Here is a 17,853-nt window from a genome sequence, read left to right on the forward strand (position 1 = left end):
TAATCATTGTTGCAGCAATTTCAAACGATGTAATTATTGAATTACTGGCTGAACATCTAAACCATAGCCAAATATTACGGCTAAAACGAGTACGGTTGATGCTGCTGCCATAAGTTTAAGCATAAGTGGCAAACAGAATCTGAACCAATGCGTGTAAGGTACACCCGCCATACCTAAAATACCCATTAATACGGCATTTGTAGGGATGATCATATTTGAGAAGCCATCACCAAACTGATACGCAAGTACTGCAACCTGACGTGGTACACCCACTAAATCGCCTAATGGTGCCATCAATGGCATAGTCACATAGGCTTGCCCAGAGCCTGATGGTATAAAGGTGTTTAATAAAGTTTGGATGATTAACATGCCCACCGCTGATACTTCAGCACCCACATAAGAAAGCGGTAAAGACATCGCATGAACTAATGTATGTAAAATTTGACCATCTTCCAGTACCAATGCGATACCACGGGCCACACCGATTAAGATTGCAGTCGTAACTAGGTCTGACACACCTTCGATAAAACGATTCGCAGTTTCGTCTGCAGATAATTTACCTAATACGGCAACCACAGCACCCCAAGCGATAAATACACCACCTAATTGCGTTAAGTACCAGCCTTTTGTAGAAATACCCCAGATCGCAATAACCAGCGTAACGATGAAGCTACCTAAGATCATCTGGTGGCGTTTATTTAATTGCGGGTAAGATGGTTTTTCTTGACCTTCTAAAGGACAAGGCACACCTATCATCACTGATTTGCTTGGATCTTCGTATACTTTTTTAGAGTAGCTCCAAACATGATGGAAACCAATTAAAACAAAAGGAATGAAAATAGCAAAACGTAACCAAACACCCGAATATTGAGGCACTTCAGCAATTTGTTGAGCAATTAGTACAGTGAATGGGTTAAATGCTGATACACCGTAACCGATACCATAACCCGCTACAATCATACCTACCGCTGTCATTGCATCAAGACGCATAGCCTTACAAAGGCCTACTAGGATTAATACAAAGGGAATGTATTCACCTGCCGTACCGATTGCACTCGAAGCAAGTGCAAAACAAAATACAACCATGAAGATAAGACGCTGTGGTTTAGTGCCATGCTTTTCTAAAAGGCGACCGATTAGCGCATCAACAGTGCCTGTTGCACGCGCGATTGCGAGCACACCACCAACAATTAATACAAAGAAAATAACATCTTGCGCCGCAGCAAACGCGCGTGGAATAGAAGTTAGTAGATCCCATGGGGTAAGATAAGTTTTGTCTGCAACCTGCGCATAAGTGCCTGCCACAACCATTTGACGACCTGATTCAGTCGTACTTGTTTCAAAAAAGCCCTGTGGCACAACCCAGGTTGCAAATAAAGCCACAACCATCATGCCCAATAACAAAATCAAGGTATGGGGTACTTTGATATTACCCATTTACACGCTCCTATTCTTATAGATCTGAGACTCTCGAGTAGTCTGGAGCGCGAATAATACCTAAATCAGCGCCATTATTCACCTTCAAGATGTCAACAAATGAAAACAAGAATTGAAGAGGTCTAGTTTGAATAAGCTTGCTCTGCAATGTGTGTACGATTCCTACCAGCTTCTTTCGCACTGTAAAGCGCTCTATCAGCTTGCTTCAACACAGTATCTATATCTTCGCTCAAATTTGGCCAATGAGATATGCCTATCGAAGTTGTAACGATACCGACTTGCTGAAAATTAAATTCAGCGAGGCTAAGCCGAAGCCTTTCTGCGATTTTATATGCAACATTTAGCTCTACATTTGGCAAGAAAATCAAAAACTCTTCTCCGCCAGAGCGACAAACTAGGTCTTGCTCTCGGGCACAATTTTGCATAAGCGCTGCAAACTCTTTAATGACAATGTCACCAATATCATGTCCATAAGTATCATTTACTCGCTTAAAATGGTCAATGTCTAGTGCCAGTACTGAGAAAGCTTGTTCTTGTGCCACGAAGTACGAAATCGCGTTCTCCATACCTCGGCGGTTTAGCAATTGAGTTAATTGATCTTTTTGTCTGTCTTGATCAAGTCTTTGAATCGTTTGTTCAATACGTTTATGGCTTGATAAGAATGCTTGTTTTAAATAATCAGCTTCAAAATACCAAGTGTTGATTTTATTTGCATCAAACTTACTATCGAGACCTTCTTCTTTTAACGCCTGAGCCAAGCTTGCCAATGGTTGGGCAATCTTGGTACCAAACAACAGGATAATAATCAAAGTCAGAACTATAAGTGGTAATGTGCTTAATAAGACATCAATGATTGTATTCGAAACCTTATCCAGCGTTGCTGACTTGTGACTCTGCGAAACAACTCCCCAATTTGGCAGTTTCGCTGGGGCAAATCCAGCCAACATTTTCTGATTATGTGAGTTATCTGTAATCATACTGCCTGATATACCTGATAAAACCGCATCAACTATTTGGTTGTTTGTTATTTTTTCACCAATTCTAGTTACATCTTTGTGGAAAATAATATGACCATTTTGGTCTACAACGTATGTGTAGGAATCATCACTATGGTGGTGTTTATCTAGTATTTGATTGAGAATATTTTTTTCTTGAAGATAAATAGCACCACCTACAAAACCGACAAACCTTTTTTGGCCGTCAAATACTGGTGTAGTGATGCTAACGATTAAATTACCGACCGGAGACAAGAAAGGTTCTGAAATATAAGTTTGTTGTCTAGTTAATGGTTCAAGAGCTTTCTCATCTTCAATATAGGTATTAACTAGATTTAATGATGAGGGAGATACGGCACGTACTTTGCCATGCTTATCAACAAAAATGGTTGCATTAAAACTATCTGTTTGTTCTAACAAACGCTCTAATTCAGTTTGTAAAACAGTCGGGTCATCATGATTATTTTTTAAGGAATCTGAGGTATATTCGAGCTGAGATAAAACTGTCCCAAGAAAAAGGTCTGTTACATTGGCTATTTTGCTCGCATAGACTCTATTTGCTTCTAAGGTATCATTGACGATCAAGTCTTTTTGAACTTTATAAACAGCAAAAAGTGCGTTTCCAAGCGTTAATAGCACACCGAAAAAAGCCAATATCAAAACTAAGCGTTTTAAATCAAGTCGCCTGAAGGCACCAAAAACATTAACCAAATGAACCTCTAATGGTTAAAAGTGTAAATACAAACCCAACATTACAAAGTTACCCTTAGAAAAAAATAAATCATTAATCTAAATCAACTTTATGTTTTAAATTTTATATACCAATTATAACAATAAAAAACATCAAGAACCTCAAAAAATTGATTAAGATAACAATTTATTTACCAAAAATAAGATAGTCGTTTTTTCTATCTGACATCGGTATAATTTCAATATCTTAATTTGTGCTGATTTTTATGGTTCGCAGTAAACTCAAAGCCCTGACTACTCATCTTACTGTTGCTTGTGTATTGCTCGCCACTTTATGGCTACTTGTCAGTGATAAGCATGTTTTGGTTATAGGTAATTCGTTAATCCTAGTCTATGTTGTTTCTTCTCTTGGCTTTTGTATAGTGCCAGAAAAAGATAAAAGTAAAAAAAAGAAACCCTAGCACTCAGATACGTACCATGGATGCTAAAAAGCCCATCATTGTACTTCTATATTTATTTGAGCTAGAAGCGTGACAAACGACTATACTCCTAAAAAAGATATGTTCAGGATATGTTTTGAAGAAAATTAAACTTTTTGTATCAGCTACTATCATTTTTCTGCTTGGTTTTGTAAGTGGTGTTTACACGTTACCTATTTTAATGGCTCCATCATCACCTAGCATGCTTGAATTTGCCACAGCAACAATCGATACAAAATACCAAGCGACGATCCCCGATTCTTTAAGTGGTTCAGACTTTCTGCATTTCGGAGAAGGCACTTTTTCACTGTCTGACAAAAATGTTGTCTTTCAGGGCAAGTTAGCTCCAGGTCCTGATTATCAAGTTTATCTATCGCCGACTTTTGTGGAAGATGAGCCTCAGTTTCTTCAACATAAACAAAATATGATTAGAGTGGGGGGAGTAAAATCATTTAATGGTTTTATTTTAGAAGTACCAAATAGCGTTGATGTAAGTAAATATTCAAATGTTGTCATCTGGTGCGAGGCATTCCAAGAGTTTATTACTGCTGCAAATTACAAAACAGGTTAGAAGTGCTTTTCACCAATGATACGAAATATTTGTAAATACAGGCTCTGCTTTAGATCTTAAATTTTTCTTCTAACAGAAATCGATCATGATTGATCTAGTTCTGTATAAAACTGGTATCATATTGAAATAGTAAAAATTATATTGGTAACACCATGCACTCTTTCTCAAATCATGTACAGCTTGGCTATTATGGTGTCTTACCATTTTTAGCATGCATATTCGGTAGTTTGATACTTGGAAGTAACGAAGCGCTTATTCAAGCATTTACGATTTATAGCCTTGGGATTTCAGCCTTTTGTGCAGGAGTAATGTGGCGCCCTGGAGAGCAAAGCATAACTCATGCAGTGATGGCCGTATTGCTTATTATTCCCTTCCCTTTACTGGCTTTTGCCAATACAACAATAACTTTAGCTTATTTGGCTCTTTGTTATCCATTAATTCTACTTTTCGAGCGAGGTATGCCAGCGTGGCAGTCCTACCATAAGGACTACCACAAGATGCGTTTTGTTCTGACTTCTGTTTTGTTTGTCAGTCATTTATTTATGATTGCACAACAAATTGAGCTTTCTAACAACATTTAACTGTTAAATCTGCTATATGTAGTATGTGGCACAAACTACATGTAGCAGATGAAGATTAAATATTTTTATTCATTTATAATAGTAATCACACTTTGCCTTTCCTTTTTACTTTTGAGAAAGCCTGGTATTGATATAGATGCATTCGAAGAACTGTTTTGGTTTTCGTGTACCAGTTTATTAATTGGTTATGGCGCCCAGTATGTCAGTAACCGTTTTTTAGTCATCGCTTGGGGAATGTACTGTGTTGGACTATTTCTTGATGTACTCGATGACATTCTGAGTAAAGACACACTCCCACTTTTGGTCGCTGATACTTCTCTAAAAAAGATTGGCTTGATTTTAACTTGTGTGGTGCTTTACAACGTTATTCATCGTGAAAGAAAAATCATAAACAAATTAAATAATGAGATATCACGACGAAAAAAGCTCGAAGAGAAACTGAGCTTTGAAGCTAATCATGATCACCTAACCCAGCTCGGTAATAGAAAATCTTGCTTTGAAAACTTTGTTAATTTGGGCAGCAAATATCCCTTTCTACTCTATTTTGATCTTGATAATTTTAAATCTGCTAATGATGCACATGGTCACCAAACTGGTGATGAAGTATTAATCTTAATTTCAAACACTTTAAAATCGGAATTTGGCAATGAAAACTGTTTTAGATTGGGTGGGGATGAGTTTGTCGCTTTTAGTAAAACACCACCTGACAACATAGAAGCGTTAAGAGACAAGTTAATAGAGCATATTTTTGAGTTTGGAGTGGGGGTAAGTATTGGAGTGGCCCAAATTACTTCTAAAGAATCGCCAGATGAAATTATGCACCGTGCCGATTCAGCCATGTATTCTGATAAATCACACAAAATAATTCGTCAAACACCAAGAACTTAATGTGCTTATTTCTGGCACTTTTTAGATCATGCTGATAGTCTAAAACTAATTTCTATTTGTGAGGGAATCGCTGTGTTCGGTAACTTATTTAATAATCAACAGCAAGAACAAGAACTTCAGGCATTACGTCAACAAGTACAGCTTTTACAGCAAGACAACGAAAAGCTTCAATCTGAGAATGATAACCTTAACGAATTGTTAGTCGAAACCCAGACTCAACTCAATGAGAACACCGATAACCAACTCCTTCAATGCGCCATTAATGGTTTATCTCAAGTACGAAATATCAGAGAAACTGTTAGTCAAAGTTTTAATTCAATAGAACAAGAAAGCCAATCTATCAATAACATCAATTCGATTTTCCAAACATCTGAAAAATCTTTGTCTGACATTTTATCAGGTATGGACGGTCTCACACAAAACATGGCAACCATGACGACCAACATTTCCGGCTTGTCGCAAATGGCTGATAATATCAATACATTCGTTACCACTATCTCTAAGATTTCTGACCAAACTAACTTACTGGCACTTAATGCTGCAATTGAAGCTGCACGTGCAGGTGAAGCGGGTCGAGGTTTTAGCGTTGTAGCTGATGAAGTTCGTGCGCTTGCGAATAATACCAATGAGTCAGCAAACGAAGTATCAGACCTTGTAAAACAAATCATGGATACAACACAACAAACGGTAAACGCCGTTAATGTGATCCAAAATTCAAACAACGATTTATCCGAGAGTATCGCGCAGCTAAACGATGATTATTCAAGCATAGTGGGTACCTGTGGTTCGATGAAAAACACCATCATGGATACAACCACACAAACATTTGTGCAAACAGTAAAGCTAGACCATGTTGTATGGAAATCAGATGTCTATAACCACCTTATCGGTTTAAATTCGCAACCGATTTCTGCATTTGCTGATAATGCCAGCTGCCGTTTAGGGACGTGGATGAATTCTGAAGGGCAGAAAAAGTTTGGGGATTTAAGTGCATTTAAACGCCTTGATGCCCCTCACAAGCAAGTTCATACCAATGGTGTTGAAGCAATGAATTTATTTGCTCAAGGAAACAAACAAGGCTGTATTCAAAAGCTTAATCAGATGGAACAAGCATCTGCTGAAGTTATGTCTTTGCTAGATGAATTAGCTAGACAAGCTTAATAGCTTCTTCCTGATAAACTAGTGAAAATAAGGAGCCTCGTATCTTGAGGCTATAAAATATATAATCACGCCATTGTTATTTGTACATTATAGTTATGAAACTAAATAAACAGTGGCGTATTTTGACCGTCGGTGATGGCGACCTCAGTTTTTCCCACGCACTCTCTTTACAATTTCCTCGTTCACAGCTTATTACCAGCGTATATGATTCAGAAACTGTATTGCTTAATAAATACAAAGATAATGCGCTCAATGCTTTAAAACAAAAACAAGTAGAAGTATTAACAGAATTTGATGTTACTGAACCAAGCTCATGGCAAAGGGTTGCTAGTCAAAGCATCGATGTGGTGATATTTCAATTTCCATTGATACCGGCATTTTCTAATTTTGATGATTTTAAACAGCAGAGTCTGTCGGTAAATACCTTAAACAGACGTTTATTACGGTTATACATACACTTCGCTCACAAGTACGTACTTGACCCTGCAGGTCCCATGTTGTGCATTATCACGTCAAAAGATGTGAAGCCTTATTGTGAGTGGGATTTAGAGTCCTCACTGACGAAGGGCTTGGATATTAACTATCTTGGTCAAAGTATATTTAATATCAATGACTTTCCAGGTTATAAAATCAGAAATGTAGATAGAGATAAGCATGTAAAAGACACCAGTGGGATCAGTTATGTGTGGTCGGCAAAAACAACATCCGATGAATTACCTCACCTGAGCCAACCGCATTATCTTTTAGATAATCATTGTAGCTCCTGTCGCGCAGGCCCTTTCCTTACAGACAAAGATAAGCTCGCGCATACAAATTCTAAAAAGCATAAGAATATGAAAAAGCACCATGACGATTGGATGGAATATTTAAAAAGCGAGACTTTTTAATAAATGTGAGTATTTATCTATCTTAAGAAAACAGTATGTTAGAAAAGTAGATGCTCACCGCAAAAGCTATGAATAATGTATACAAGCCTATTGAGCAAAGTGAATTTCACGATTAGACTACGCCTCTGATTTAATATGAGAGTAAACATAACCAATGGCAAATAGAGATTTGCTTTTCGCGGTGGCTTGCTTACTGTGTGCAATGATCACCATTCAATCCGGTGCATCTATTGCCAAACAACTCTTCCCCTATGTTGGGCCAGAGGGCACGACGGCTTATAGACTTGGGTTCTCAGCCCTTATTTTATGTCTTATTTTTAGGCCATGGCGACACGTACCAAAAAAATGGGGACCAATTGTTGTCTATGGCCTTTGTTTAGGCGGCATGAATATCACTTTTTATTACGCCATTGAACGAATACCGCTTGGGATAGGTGTTGCCCTTGAATTTACCGGCCCTCTTGCGGTTGCTTTGTTCTCATCGAAAAGAAAACGTGACTATTTATGGGTTATCTTTGCTATCGCTGGCATTGTATTACTACTCCCTGATATGAGCACTCAAGAAGGGCTCGACCCAATTGGCGTCATACTTGCGCTAGTCGCAGGTGGATTTTGGGCGGGTTATATTTTATTTGGTAAAAAAACCGGTAATCAAGGCTCAGGTGGCGCAACCGTTGCAATTGGAATGGCAGTTTCAGCACTCGTATTAGTGCCATATGGCGCAGCCTCACAAGGTGTTGCATTATTGAATTGGGAGCTTATCCCGCTTGGTATTATGATAGGCATTTTATCAAGCGCGCTGCCTTATAGTTTAGAAATGGTTGCGCTTAGAAATATGCCTGCACAGGGATTCAGTATCATGATGAGTTTAGAGCCCGCTGTTGCCGCTGTAGCCGGACTTATTATCTTAGGAGAGCTTTTAACTGTATGGCAATGGTTCGCAATTTTTATGATTATTATTGCCTCTGTGGGCAGTTCATTTGGTAATACAGAGAAGCACTAAATTTAAGATTTGTAGAGCAACTAAAATTTTGACGGTCGAATTATAAATTAAATAAAGCCGAGGTCGTCCTCGGCTTTATCATGTTTAATGCTTAGTACTGTTGGAAGTCTGCATTATTTAAAAGATAGTCTTCTGGCTTTGGCATCACCCACTTTTCTAGCCACTGCTCTTGTTCCCATAACACATGTAAAATAGCTTCTATTGATTGATAATCATGTGATTCATTCGGAAGTAGTACTAAGCGAGCTTCTTTATCTAAGCTCAATAAGGTTTGATATAACAGCTCAGCTTGTAGTTTTGTCGCCATATCATCATCTTTACCATGGATAATCAAAACCGGTACATTAATTTTATCTACAGAGTTAAAAGCAGATACACCACTAAACAAAGACGCCTTTTGCCAATAAGCCTCATCACTGTCTAAATACCCTTTACTCGCCATAGTCACATTATATTGACCACTTCTTAAAATGCCTGATGAAAAGTAATCCGTGTTTGCCAATGCAAGTGAAGCAAGCGTTGCACCTGCTCCATGACCAGCGATTGATATTTTGCCAAGTTCAGCAACCCCTTTTGCAATTAGCGCATCTGTTGCCGCTTTAAAGCTAGACTTTAGATCTGTCATAAACGCTGCGCTTGAAGCTGCATTTTTTAAACTTGGCATGCTTGGGTTTTCTAGAATTGCGATACCTTTTGCAACATATGCCACCATATCTTTGTGGTTGCTCGTTACAAACTCACCCTTCTTGTTGTAGATATCATTACCTAACCAAAATAAGACAGCTAAGCTACCTTGAGTTGCATCGTAGTTGTTTGGTAAGTATAAGTTTGCTGTTAACGTTTGACCATCGGCGCGACGATATTGTAATTGCTCTTTTTTCACACCAATGAAACCTTCTATTGGGTGCGTATTTCTCGTTAATTGCTCCAAAGTATTGAAGGTCAAGTCACTAATAAAAAAGTTAGTAGGCTGCAACTGAGTCTCTTTACTAAATAAATAACGCATACCTTCATCATCAAGCATTGCAATTAAAGACTCTGAGAATTCAGGCTTAGATTGCCATACAGTTGATTTACTGTTTGTTTTTGCATCAAAGCGTTCGAGTAATTGAATGACAGAGTCACCTTGAATTTGTTGGCTATGCACAAACAAATATCGACCTCCAACGACTTTGAGTGCTTCTGTCCCTAAGTCATTCCTTTGTTTAATAAATTTATGCCAAGTTTGAGACGAGTTTGTTGCAGTGAATGTTTTAAATTCAACACGACGTTGGTCTGCATCCCTCGGAGTAATGATACTTTGTCGACGCTTTTTATCGTCTAACGACTGTTCAGTAAGCAATGCCAAACTGTCGTTAAACCAATCTATCTTATCTAGCTTCCAATCTAATGTTGCGAACGCTTGAGGCGCTTTACGAAACGGTGCACTGACAGTAAATAAGTTATCCGAACCATCAGGTTTAGCTTCGGCCCATAAAACCGTTGCGCCTTTATCCAAACGCCACTGGAACCTATTTTTTTGTAGAACGGGTGAGTCCAAAGCTTCAACGAGTGGGTTTGCTGCTAATTCATATAAAGCATGACCTGTCATGCCCCAGACTTGCCAAACGTTGGCAGAGTTTTCAAGCGGTCTATCTGATGTAATAGGATCATCAATCATATTGACGATTAAATTGGTTGAATCAGGTGACACATCGAAATGATTTAAAAAGGTCGCTTGACCAATCGGCTTTGCAAGTCCACTTAAGCTGATTTTAATCAGTTGACCTTGTGCAAAGAATTTGAACTGATCGGCAATCGGATCAGGTTCAATCTCTTCAAAAGCCGGCAGTCCATTTTCATCAAGCTGGTTTGTCACGTTGTTGGATTCAGGTTGCGAAGTTATTTGTAATGCATCACTGGTAGTTAGCTCGCTTTGAGTTGGTTCAGCAACTTCCTCTACAGGACGAAAGTACTCAGTGATAACTAAGCCATCTTGATTTGGGATGTTAATACGTTGCTCTTTTTGAGGCTCAATGGGCTCTTCTAATAACGGTTTGCCATGATTCACAGCAATATTAACTACAAACCCCGTGCTATCCGGTAACCATTGATAAGGAGACGTTGTTAAGAAGCCATTTAAGGTCGATTGAGTGACTTGCTCTAATCGTCTGGTCTTAACGTCATAAACCCATAACGTTGCAGAATTGACTCGCTCTAAAACAAGACTTAAATAACGACTATTCGCAGACCATTGCACGTCTCTAATTTCACCTTCAGGTAGATTATTGATGTTAAGCACTGAACCTGAAATAACATGACGTATTTCAATATCAGCATAACGCTTGAGTGATGCGTGCGAGTAATTATATGGGTTAAAGTTAATACCAAATAAAGACAGTTGCGGTTGTACTTGTTTAGATGAACCAATCGCATGCTGTGACAACTCAACTAACCAGTCGTTGTCTGGGCTCATTAAAATATCTGGTGTAGATTGCACTTCGACTAAGCGCGCAAACTCTTCCGTTGGTGTCTTGAATCCGATTGTGTTGGCATTCGCAATGGCTTCAGATGATAATAACAATGTAACGAAAAAAGCGCCAAATACAGACGATATTGTGCGATTCATACTGTTCCCCTAATCAATTAGTAGCGAAATAATATACTTAAATCATTAAAATTGCAGCTATTTACGTAACTTTGAATAATTCAAGATTTGCAGGGTATTTCAGAAAATTTAATACATTTATGTCTGTAGAATAGCCCTCATAATGACAGTACAACGTCGAGTTTTAGATTAAATTCAGGTAGACTTCGCGCCTCCAAAATCAACATCTATGAGAGTACAATGAACAAACGTGTTTTAGTAATTGGTTATGTGTGGCCTGAACCGAATTCTTCCGCGGCAGGCACACATATGATGTCTTTACTTAAGACGTTTCGAAATCAAAACTGGCAAGTTGAGTTTGCTACGCCCTCGCAACCAACAGAGCACATGGTTGATCTAAATGATTTTGGGATCAGCAGTAAAGAAATAGCGTTAAATTGTTCGAGTTTTGATGATTACATCACAAATTATAATCCCGATATTGTGATGTTTGATCGCTTTATGATGGAGGAGCAATTTGGTTGGAGAGTCGATAAGTTTGCCCCTAATGCTGTTAAAATCTTAGATACTGAAGATTTACAATGCCTCAGACAAGCAAGACATACTGCCCACAAAGGCAAACGTGACTTTACCTTAGCCGATTTGCAAAGTGATATTGCCAAACGTGAGATTGCCGCTATTTTGCGTTGTGATGTGAGTTTAATTATCTCGAGTTATGAAATGTCATTGCTCGAATCTCATTTCAAAATTGATTTGAACCTATGCCACCACCTACCGTTTATGGTTAATCTTGATAATTTGCCAAAGTCTTTACCTGAATTTGAGCAAAGAGCCCACTTTATGACCATAGGTAACTTTAGACACGCACCTAATTGGGATGCGGTTTTGTACTTACAAGAAATTTGGCCTCTAATTAAGAAACAACTACCTGAAGCTGAGCTACATATTTACGGCTCGTACCCGCCCCCGAAAGCCACAGCCTTGCATAACTCAAAAACGGGCTTCCTAATTAAAGGCTGGGCGGAAGATGCAAATAATGTCATGCAAAATGCCAGAGTATGCTTAGCACCTTTAAGGTTTGGTGCCGGTATTAAAGGCAAGCTATTAGAAGCGATGATAAACCAAACACCGAGTGTGACCACAGACATTGGTGCTGAAGGCATGACTGAAGACCATGCATGGCCTGGTTTAATTGCTAATAGTGCCCAGACGTTTGCTGATGCAGCAGTAAAGCTTTACCAAGATAAAAAGCTGTATGAGGAGAGTAAAAATGCTTCAGAAACGTTATTGAGGTCTTTTTACAATCAACAAGAGTTAGAAGCGTCATTAATGAAGCGAATTATCGATATTGCTGATAATTTAGAGGCGCACAGAATGCAAAATTTCATGGGGCAAATGTTAAAACATCACACCATGAAAAGTACGCAATATATGTCGCAGTGGATTGAGGCAAAAAACAAAAACAATTCACTATAAATTGCTAGACATAACATCAAAAGTGATTAGAATTCGCACCATTTCTAACAAAGCATACCAGTTGGGTTAACTTCGGCTATAGTTAACCTAATATTTACTTTTACTACCCTCATTTGGTTTAAAAACTTGAACACAGCTAGTTTTACGCAAAAAAGAAAGTTTATCGTTAAGCTTGGCAAAATGCTGCACAAATATGGTACGCCAGCCTATCGACTTGAAGCGCACTTAATGGAAGTCGCAACGCACTTAAACTTAAAATCGTCTTTCGTCATGTCACCGACTTCTGTGACCTTTGTTATATGGACAGACGGCCACGAAGAAGAGTATACGCATGTTGCGCGTGTCGAACCTGGCGATCATGATTTAGGTTCGTTAGCAGATACCGATGATGTAGTAACTCGTATGTTGGCTGGCGAATTAACTATCGAAGAAGCCGATGCGAACCTTGAAACTATAGATACAAGCAAGAACCCGTTTAATAATTGGTTTACTGGTTTTGCTTTTATGGTCTCTGGTGCCGCTTTTGCAATGCTAATGGGCACCAGCTGGAACGATGTCTTATGGTCAGGCTTGATTTCACTTGTCGTGTTTCTGTTTGTACTCTGGTCAGCCCGCTCTAAACGCGTGACCCATATGTTGGAGCCGTTGGTTGCCATTGCAGCTGCAATAGCAGCATGTGCAGTAAGTAGCTATATTGACCCGGGGGTCAACATACGACTCGTGGTGTTATCATCGATCATTGTATTTATTCCAGGCCTCGCTTTAGCACTGGGTTTTGCGGAGTTATCGGCAAGACATTTGGTATCGGGGACAGCGCGTGTGATGGATGCTGTCATGCTGCTGTTTAAACTTTATTTTGGCGCATTTCTTGGAATTAGTATTGGTTTTGCATTATTTGGACAAACTGACTTTATTCAGCCAGAAGCACTGCCTAAATGGACGGCTTGGCTCGCTGTATTACTACTTTGTGGTAGCTTAATAATTATATTCAGAACCAAGTTAAAACACGCGAGTTGGTCGGTTGCTTCAGGTTTTATCGCTTATGCAGCTAGTATCAGCGCTGCGGTTTACTTTGACTACAGCATAGGCGCATTCGTTGGTGCTTTTGCAGTCGGCGTGTTTAGTAATTTGTTTAACCGTGTGGTAAATGCCCCAGCCTCAATAGTGGCAATGCAAGGGCTTATTGTTCTGGTGCCTGGTTCTAAAACATACATTGGTTTGAATTCATTAATTGAAGGACAAAGTTTCGTGAATGCAGACCAAATTGGTCAACAAACATTTTTGATATTTATGTCACTGGTCGCGGGGTTAATTTTCGCAAACGTGGCGCTGCCACCAAAGAAAAGTCTCTAAGCTATTAATCAGGGGCTGATTGCTTCAGCCCTTATCTTTCAAAAATTTCAAAGTACCGTTTTACGGTCTCATCTTTAGAACTCTTGCAGCCCTATCCATAGCAAATTCTCTTTTGAACTGAACTATTAGTGTTCAAAATTTTTTACCATTCCTGTTAATTAGAAGATCTATTTTGAAGCTAGGAAAATTACTCAATAAAACCGTTCAAGCTTCCTGCAATCTCTGACAAACCGATTTTAGTATAGGCAATGCGAAAATTTTGCGATTAAGTTATTCTCGATAATTGCTCCAGCATTGCTCTATCTTCTGTATCCATACAGTCGTAAATAAAAAGTTTTTAACGAAGAACGCGTCAGTTTTGGTCCCTCAAAATGATGAAGTATGAATGATGTTTAGTATTAGTTCTGCTTTTTGATTAAACGATTTATTGAAGGTGTATATCTTATGATGCTTCTCAATGATACGTTTTCATCCCAATCACAGCGGCGTTGCTGTCTAAAGAATACGCTTAATCCGCATTCAATAAGTATGTAGTTGCCCTCAACCAATACAGGTTTCAGTTTTCCATCTCTATGTTTCAACAAGTTTAGTGAATTATTTTAATACTCAAGAGATTGAACATTATGAGAAGTGACCTTCTCAAGTGAAATATCATTGTAGGAAAATGTAATCAAACAAAAGAGTTAAAAAAACATTAATTTTTATTTGTGAATTCCACCTTGATTACATTTTAAAACTTATAAGTAAACTTAATTCATAAAAAATAATAACCTTAAAAATCAGAGCTTTAAATTAAAGATCCAACTAATCACAATTAATCATTTCGTTTCAAGATTTCCTATTAAACAAGTATTAACTTATTAAACATTGCAAAGCACACGCAATTGTTAATTAAATGCTTTCAAGGGGAATCAAAGCATGAGTACAAATAATAAAAAGCCGCTTGCTGTTTTAATCAGCAGCATTCTTATGGCATCAACAGCAAGTTTTAGTTCATCGAGTTTAGCACAAGGTGCACAAACAGATGAAGTTGAAGTGATCCAAGTCAGAGGGATCCGTGGCAGTGTTGTTAAATCAATCAACGCTAAGCGCTACGCGAACTCTATAGTCGATGCGGTTTCTTCTGAAGATATTGGTAAATTTCCAGATCAAAACGTAGCCGAATCGTTACAGCGTATCACAGGTGTCTCAATGAGCCGTAACTTTGGTGAAGGTGAGCGTATTAGTATACGTGGTACATCTGAAAACCAAAACCGTACCTTATTAAACGGCCAAGCCGTTGGTTCAGCTGACTGGTGGGTAGACTCATCAGCAAGCCGTGGCTTTAACTACACAATGCTCCCTTCTGAAATTGTATCAGGTTTAGAAGTGTATAAATCACCAGAAGCAGATATTGATGAGGGCTCAATCGGTGGTACGGTGATTGTTAAAACCCGCAAGCCTCTTGACTTAGATGCAAATAAAATTGCTGGTTCAGTCATTATGCAACACAGTGAAGTATCTGGTGAAACAGATCCGCAATTAGCTGGTTTATATAGCTGGAAAAATGATGAAGAATCAATTGGTGCCTTAGTCTCTGTATTTAGACAAGAGCGAAACCTGCGCCGCGATGGTATCGAAGCTTGGAGCTGGACGCATCGTGATGAGACGCTTGAGGATGGTACTGTTGTAGAAAATGTTTATACACCAGGTGGCGGTGGCTCTGCCATGTTTACTCAAGCTCGTGTTAGAACTGGCTTTAATTTTACGCTTCAATATCGCCCTTCGGATAACATGGACGTTACTTTTAACGCATTAAATTCGACATTAGAAGCAAATAACGCAAACCAAAACTTCCTGTGGTTACCAGGTTACGGTGGTTCAAAATATCAATCTCTAGATATCGTTGACCACGCCAAAGTAGGCAAGTTTGCGCAGGCTGGTACACTTGGTTTGTCTCCAGATGGTAGTAATATCTTAGATGAAACCAAAATTCGTAACTCTAAACTTAAAACAAATTCTTATGATCTTAAGCTAGTTCATGATGGCGAAATCTGGAAATCAAGTTACCACATCGGCGTAACTGAAGGCTCTGGTGGTACTCAAACAGACCGAAGTGTTGGCTGGGAAGGTAATGCTGTTCATAGTTACAATGCACAAAACGTCGAAAGCATTGAAACTAGCTATGCAAAAGATCCTGCTGACGGAAAACACTGGAATTTAGGGTTTTTGCGTTATGACTCAAATGATGCTTTAGATAAAGAGTATTATGGTCAGACTGACTTTGAACGTGCCATCGATGTTGCTGTGTTCAGTAAGATCAAAATGGGTGTCAAATATCGAGATCACAAACGTGAAAACGTTCGACTTCGCTCACAAACGCGTACTGATTTACACTGGAGCCTAGCGGATTATTCTTTTGAAGCACCGAGTGACTTCTTATCCGGTATTGGCACATCGGGTACTTTAAAAAATTATGCCATGACGGACTTAGCTAAAACCAGAGCAGCGGGTGACGCATTATCTTGGCAATACGATTACCTTTATGACAGCAACTTCGCAATCACTGAAAAGATCTTAGCCAGTTACATCAAAGCCGATATAGATGCTGACGGAATGCGTGGTAATTTGGGCGTTCGTCTTGTTGAAACTAAACAAACAACCGGTGCTTATGTAGGCCCTGCTGATGCAAAGGTTTGGCAAGAAGAAAATAAGAGCTATTTTGATATTCTTCCTAGTATTAACCTTGCTGTAGACATTGAAGAAGACATGATCTTACGCTTCAGTGCTGCACGTGTTATGACTCGCCCTGATTATGCAGCAATGACAAATGCAACCACGTATAACACAGAAACACGTGTAGGTACGGGTGGTAACTCAAATATAGACCCTTATCGCGCAACACAATTTGACGTTGGTTATGAGTGGTACTTCTCTGACGCAGGTATTTTCTCTTCTGCCCTTTTCTACAAAGATTTGCAATCAACACTTGGCGAAAATACCCAAACTGAAACTTTTGATAACGTTGAGATTGAGATCAGCCGCCCTATTAATGGCCCGGCAGGTACTCTGAAAGGTATCGAATTAGGCTATCAAACTGAATTGGCTGAAGGTTTTGGTATTGCTGCAAACTATACGTTTGTAGATGGTGAATCAAAAGATCTTGAGGGTAATGACATTCTTATCCCAGGCATTTCAGAACATACTTTCAACTTCAGCACTTACTACGAAAATGAGACTTACAGTGGTCGAATTTCATATAACTACCGTACGGGTTATGACACTGGCCGAGCATGGCCTGGTTATCAAGATGCGTATGGTCAAATTGATGCCTCATTTAATTACAACATCAATGAGAATATTACCGCTGTTTTCGAAGTGATTAATTTAACAGATGAGCACACTTTCAGTTACCAAGAAGAAGGTGTGAAGCAAGCGCTAACAGGTGTTTACAAAGACGGTAGACGCTTTATGGCTGGTTTGCGTTTTAGTTTTTAAGTCATTTCAGCTAACACAGGTATGACTTAAAAGTTTGGGCAAGCTCGCTTGCCCAAACAAGGTGCTAAGCCCGGAGCACACCCTAAAGCTGGTGTACGAAAGTACATCGGCTTTATTTTTTAGTGTTCGTTAATGTTGGTAAGAGTTTATAAAATACAACAAAAACTCGCACCATATGTATCCCATAAACTATACAAGACTAGTGATTTCATGTCATAGTTGAGTCTTTGCTTTTATTCAGATTCATCTCAACTTCGTTAAGATAGGT

Annotated in this window: 12 protein-coding genes; 9 read left to right on the forward strand and 3 right to left on the reverse strand. The window is 38.9% G+C overall.

Going from position 1 to position 17,853, the window contains the following annotated elements:
* Positions 1-33: 33 nt before the first annotated feature.
* A complete protein-coding gene (locus ACGHEH_RS08435; protein ID WP_390443942.1) occupies positions 34-1,437 on the reverse strand; it encodes a YfcC family protein in 1,404 nt (467 codons plus the stop codon).
* A gap of 122 nt (positions 1,438-1,559) precedes the next feature.
* Positions 1,560-3,143 carry a diguanylate cyclase domain-containing protein gene (locus ACGHEH_RS08440; RefSeq protein ID WP_390443945.1) on the reverse strand — a complete coding sequence of 528 codons (1,584 nt, stop codon included), beginning with the start codon at positions 3,141-3,143 and terminating at the stop codon, positions 1,560-1,562.
* 555 nt (positions 3,144-3,698) lie between these two features.
* Between ACGHEH_RS08440 and ACGHEH_RS08445 the strand changes: the two genes are divergently transcribed.
* From ACGHEH_RS08445 to ACGHEH_RS08470, 6 genes are all read left to right on the forward strand, one after another.
* Positions 3,699-4,172, forward strand: a complete 474-nt coding sequence (locus tag ACGHEH_RS08445; protein ID WP_390443948.1) for a DM13 domain-containing protein — start codon at positions 3,699-3,701, stop codon at positions 4,170-4,172.
* Between the two features lie 152 nt (positions 4,173-4,324).
* Positions 4,325-4,753 carry a DUF3429 domain-containing protein gene (locus tag ACGHEH_RS08450; protein WP_390443950.1) on the forward strand — a complete coding sequence of 143 codons (429 nt, stop codon included), beginning with the start codon at positions 4,325-4,327 and terminating at the stop codon, positions 4,751-4,753.
* A gap of 48 nt (positions 4,754-4,801) precedes the next feature.
* Positions 4,802-5,641 carry a GGDEF domain-containing protein gene (locus ACGHEH_RS08455; protein WP_390443953.1) on the forward strand — a complete coding sequence of 280 codons (840 nt, stop codon included), beginning with the start codon at positions 4,802-4,804 and terminating at the stop codon, positions 5,639-5,641.
* A gap of 72 nt (positions 5,642-5,713) precedes the next feature.
* On the forward strand, positions 5,714-6,802 hold the full coding sequence (locus tag ACGHEH_RS08460) for a methyl-accepting chemotaxis protein (protein WP_390443956.1): 1,089 nt from the start codon (positions 5,714-5,716) through the stop codon (positions 6,800-6,802).
* A 95-nt stretch (positions 6,803-6,897) separates the two neighbouring features.
* The gene (locus ACGHEH_RS08465) at positions 6,898-7,689 is read left to right on the forward strand and encodes a class I SAM-dependent methyltransferase (RefSeq protein ID WP_390443958.1); all 792 of its coding nucleotides are present in this window, start codon (positions 6,898-6,900) and stop codon (positions 7,687-7,689) included.
* 154 nt (positions 7,690-7,843) lie between these two features.
* Positions 7,844-8,692, forward strand: coding sequence for a DMT family transporter (locus ACGHEH_RS08470; protein WP_390443961.1), 849 nt, complete (start codon positions 7,844-7,846; stop codon positions 8,690-8,692).
* Positions 8,693-8,783: 91 nt separating this feature from the next.
* Here ACGHEH_RS08470 and ACGHEH_RS08475 read toward each other — a convergent pair whose 3' ends face one another.
* The gene (locus ACGHEH_RS08475) at positions 8,784-11,300 is read right to left on the reverse strand and encodes an alpha/beta hydrolase family protein (RefSeq protein WP_390443964.1); all 2,517 of its coding nucleotides are present in this window, start codon (positions 11,298-11,300) and stop codon (positions 8,784-8,786) included.
* Between the two features lie 219 nt (positions 11,301-11,519).
* On the opposite strand from ACGHEH_RS08475, the gene ACGHEH_RS08480 reads away from it, so the two are divergent.
* The 3 genes from ACGHEH_RS08480 to ACGHEH_RS08490 all read left to right on the forward strand — a co-directional run bounded on the left by ACGHEH_RS08480 (position 11,520) and on the right by ACGHEH_RS08490 (position 17,585).
* Entirely contained in the window at positions 11,520-12,755 is a 1,236-nt protein-coding gene (locus tag ACGHEH_RS08480) for a glycosyltransferase family 4 protein (RefSeq protein ID WP_390443966.1), read from the forward strand.
* Between the two features lie 126 nt (positions 12,756-12,881).
* Positions 12,882-14,108 (forward strand): threonine/serine exporter ThrE family protein, encoded by a 1,227-nt coding sequence (locus tag ACGHEH_RS08485; RefSeq protein WP_390443969.1) that lies wholly within the window; start codon positions 12,882-12,884, stop codon positions 14,106-14,108.
* Between the two features lie 918 nt (positions 14,109-15,026).
* Complete coding sequence (locus ACGHEH_RS08490; protein ID WP_390443972.1) at positions 15,027-17,585, forward strand: TonB-dependent receptor; 2,559 nt, start codon at positions 15,027-15,029, stop codon at positions 17,583-17,585.
* Positions 17,586-17,853 lie beyond the last annotated feature (268 nt).

This window comes from Pseudoalteromonas sp. MTN2-4 (assembly GCF_042848605.1).
Classification (GTDB): Bacteria; Pseudomonadota; Gammaproteobacteria; order Enterobacterales; family Alteromonadaceae; genus Pseudoalteromonas.

Coding starts and splice junctions, on each gene's coding strand:
- ACGHEH_RS08435 (WP_390443942.1), bottom strand. CDS start 1,437: ATGGGTAATATCAAAGTACCCCATACCTTGATTTTGTTATTGGGCATG.
- ACGHEH_RS08450 (WP_390443950.1), top strand. CDS start 4,325: ATGCACTCTTTCTCAAATCATGTACAGCTTGGCTATTATGGTGTCTTA.
- ACGHEH_RS08455 (WP_390443953.1), top strand. CDS start 4,802: ATGAAGATTAAATATTTTTATTCATTTATAATAGTAATCACACTTTGC.
- ACGHEH_RS08465 (WP_390443958.1), top strand. CDS start 6,898: ATGAAACTAAATAAACAGTGGCGTATTTTGACCGTCGGTGATGGCGAC.
- ACGHEH_RS08470 (WP_390443961.1), top strand. CDS start 7,844: ATGGCAAATAGAGATTTGCTTTTCGCGGTGGCTTGCTTACTGTGTGCA.
- ACGHEH_RS08475 (WP_390443964.1), bottom strand. CDS start 11,300: ATGAATCGCACAATATCGTCTGTATTTGGCGCTTTTTTCGTTACATTG.
- ACGHEH_RS08480 (WP_390443966.1), top strand. CDS start 11,520: ATGAACAAACGTGTTTTAGTAATTGGTTATGTGTGGCCTGAACCGAAT.
- ACGHEH_RS08490 (WP_390443972.1), top strand. CDS start 15,027: ATGAGTACAAATAATAAAAAGCCGCTTGCTGTTTTAATCAGCAGCATT.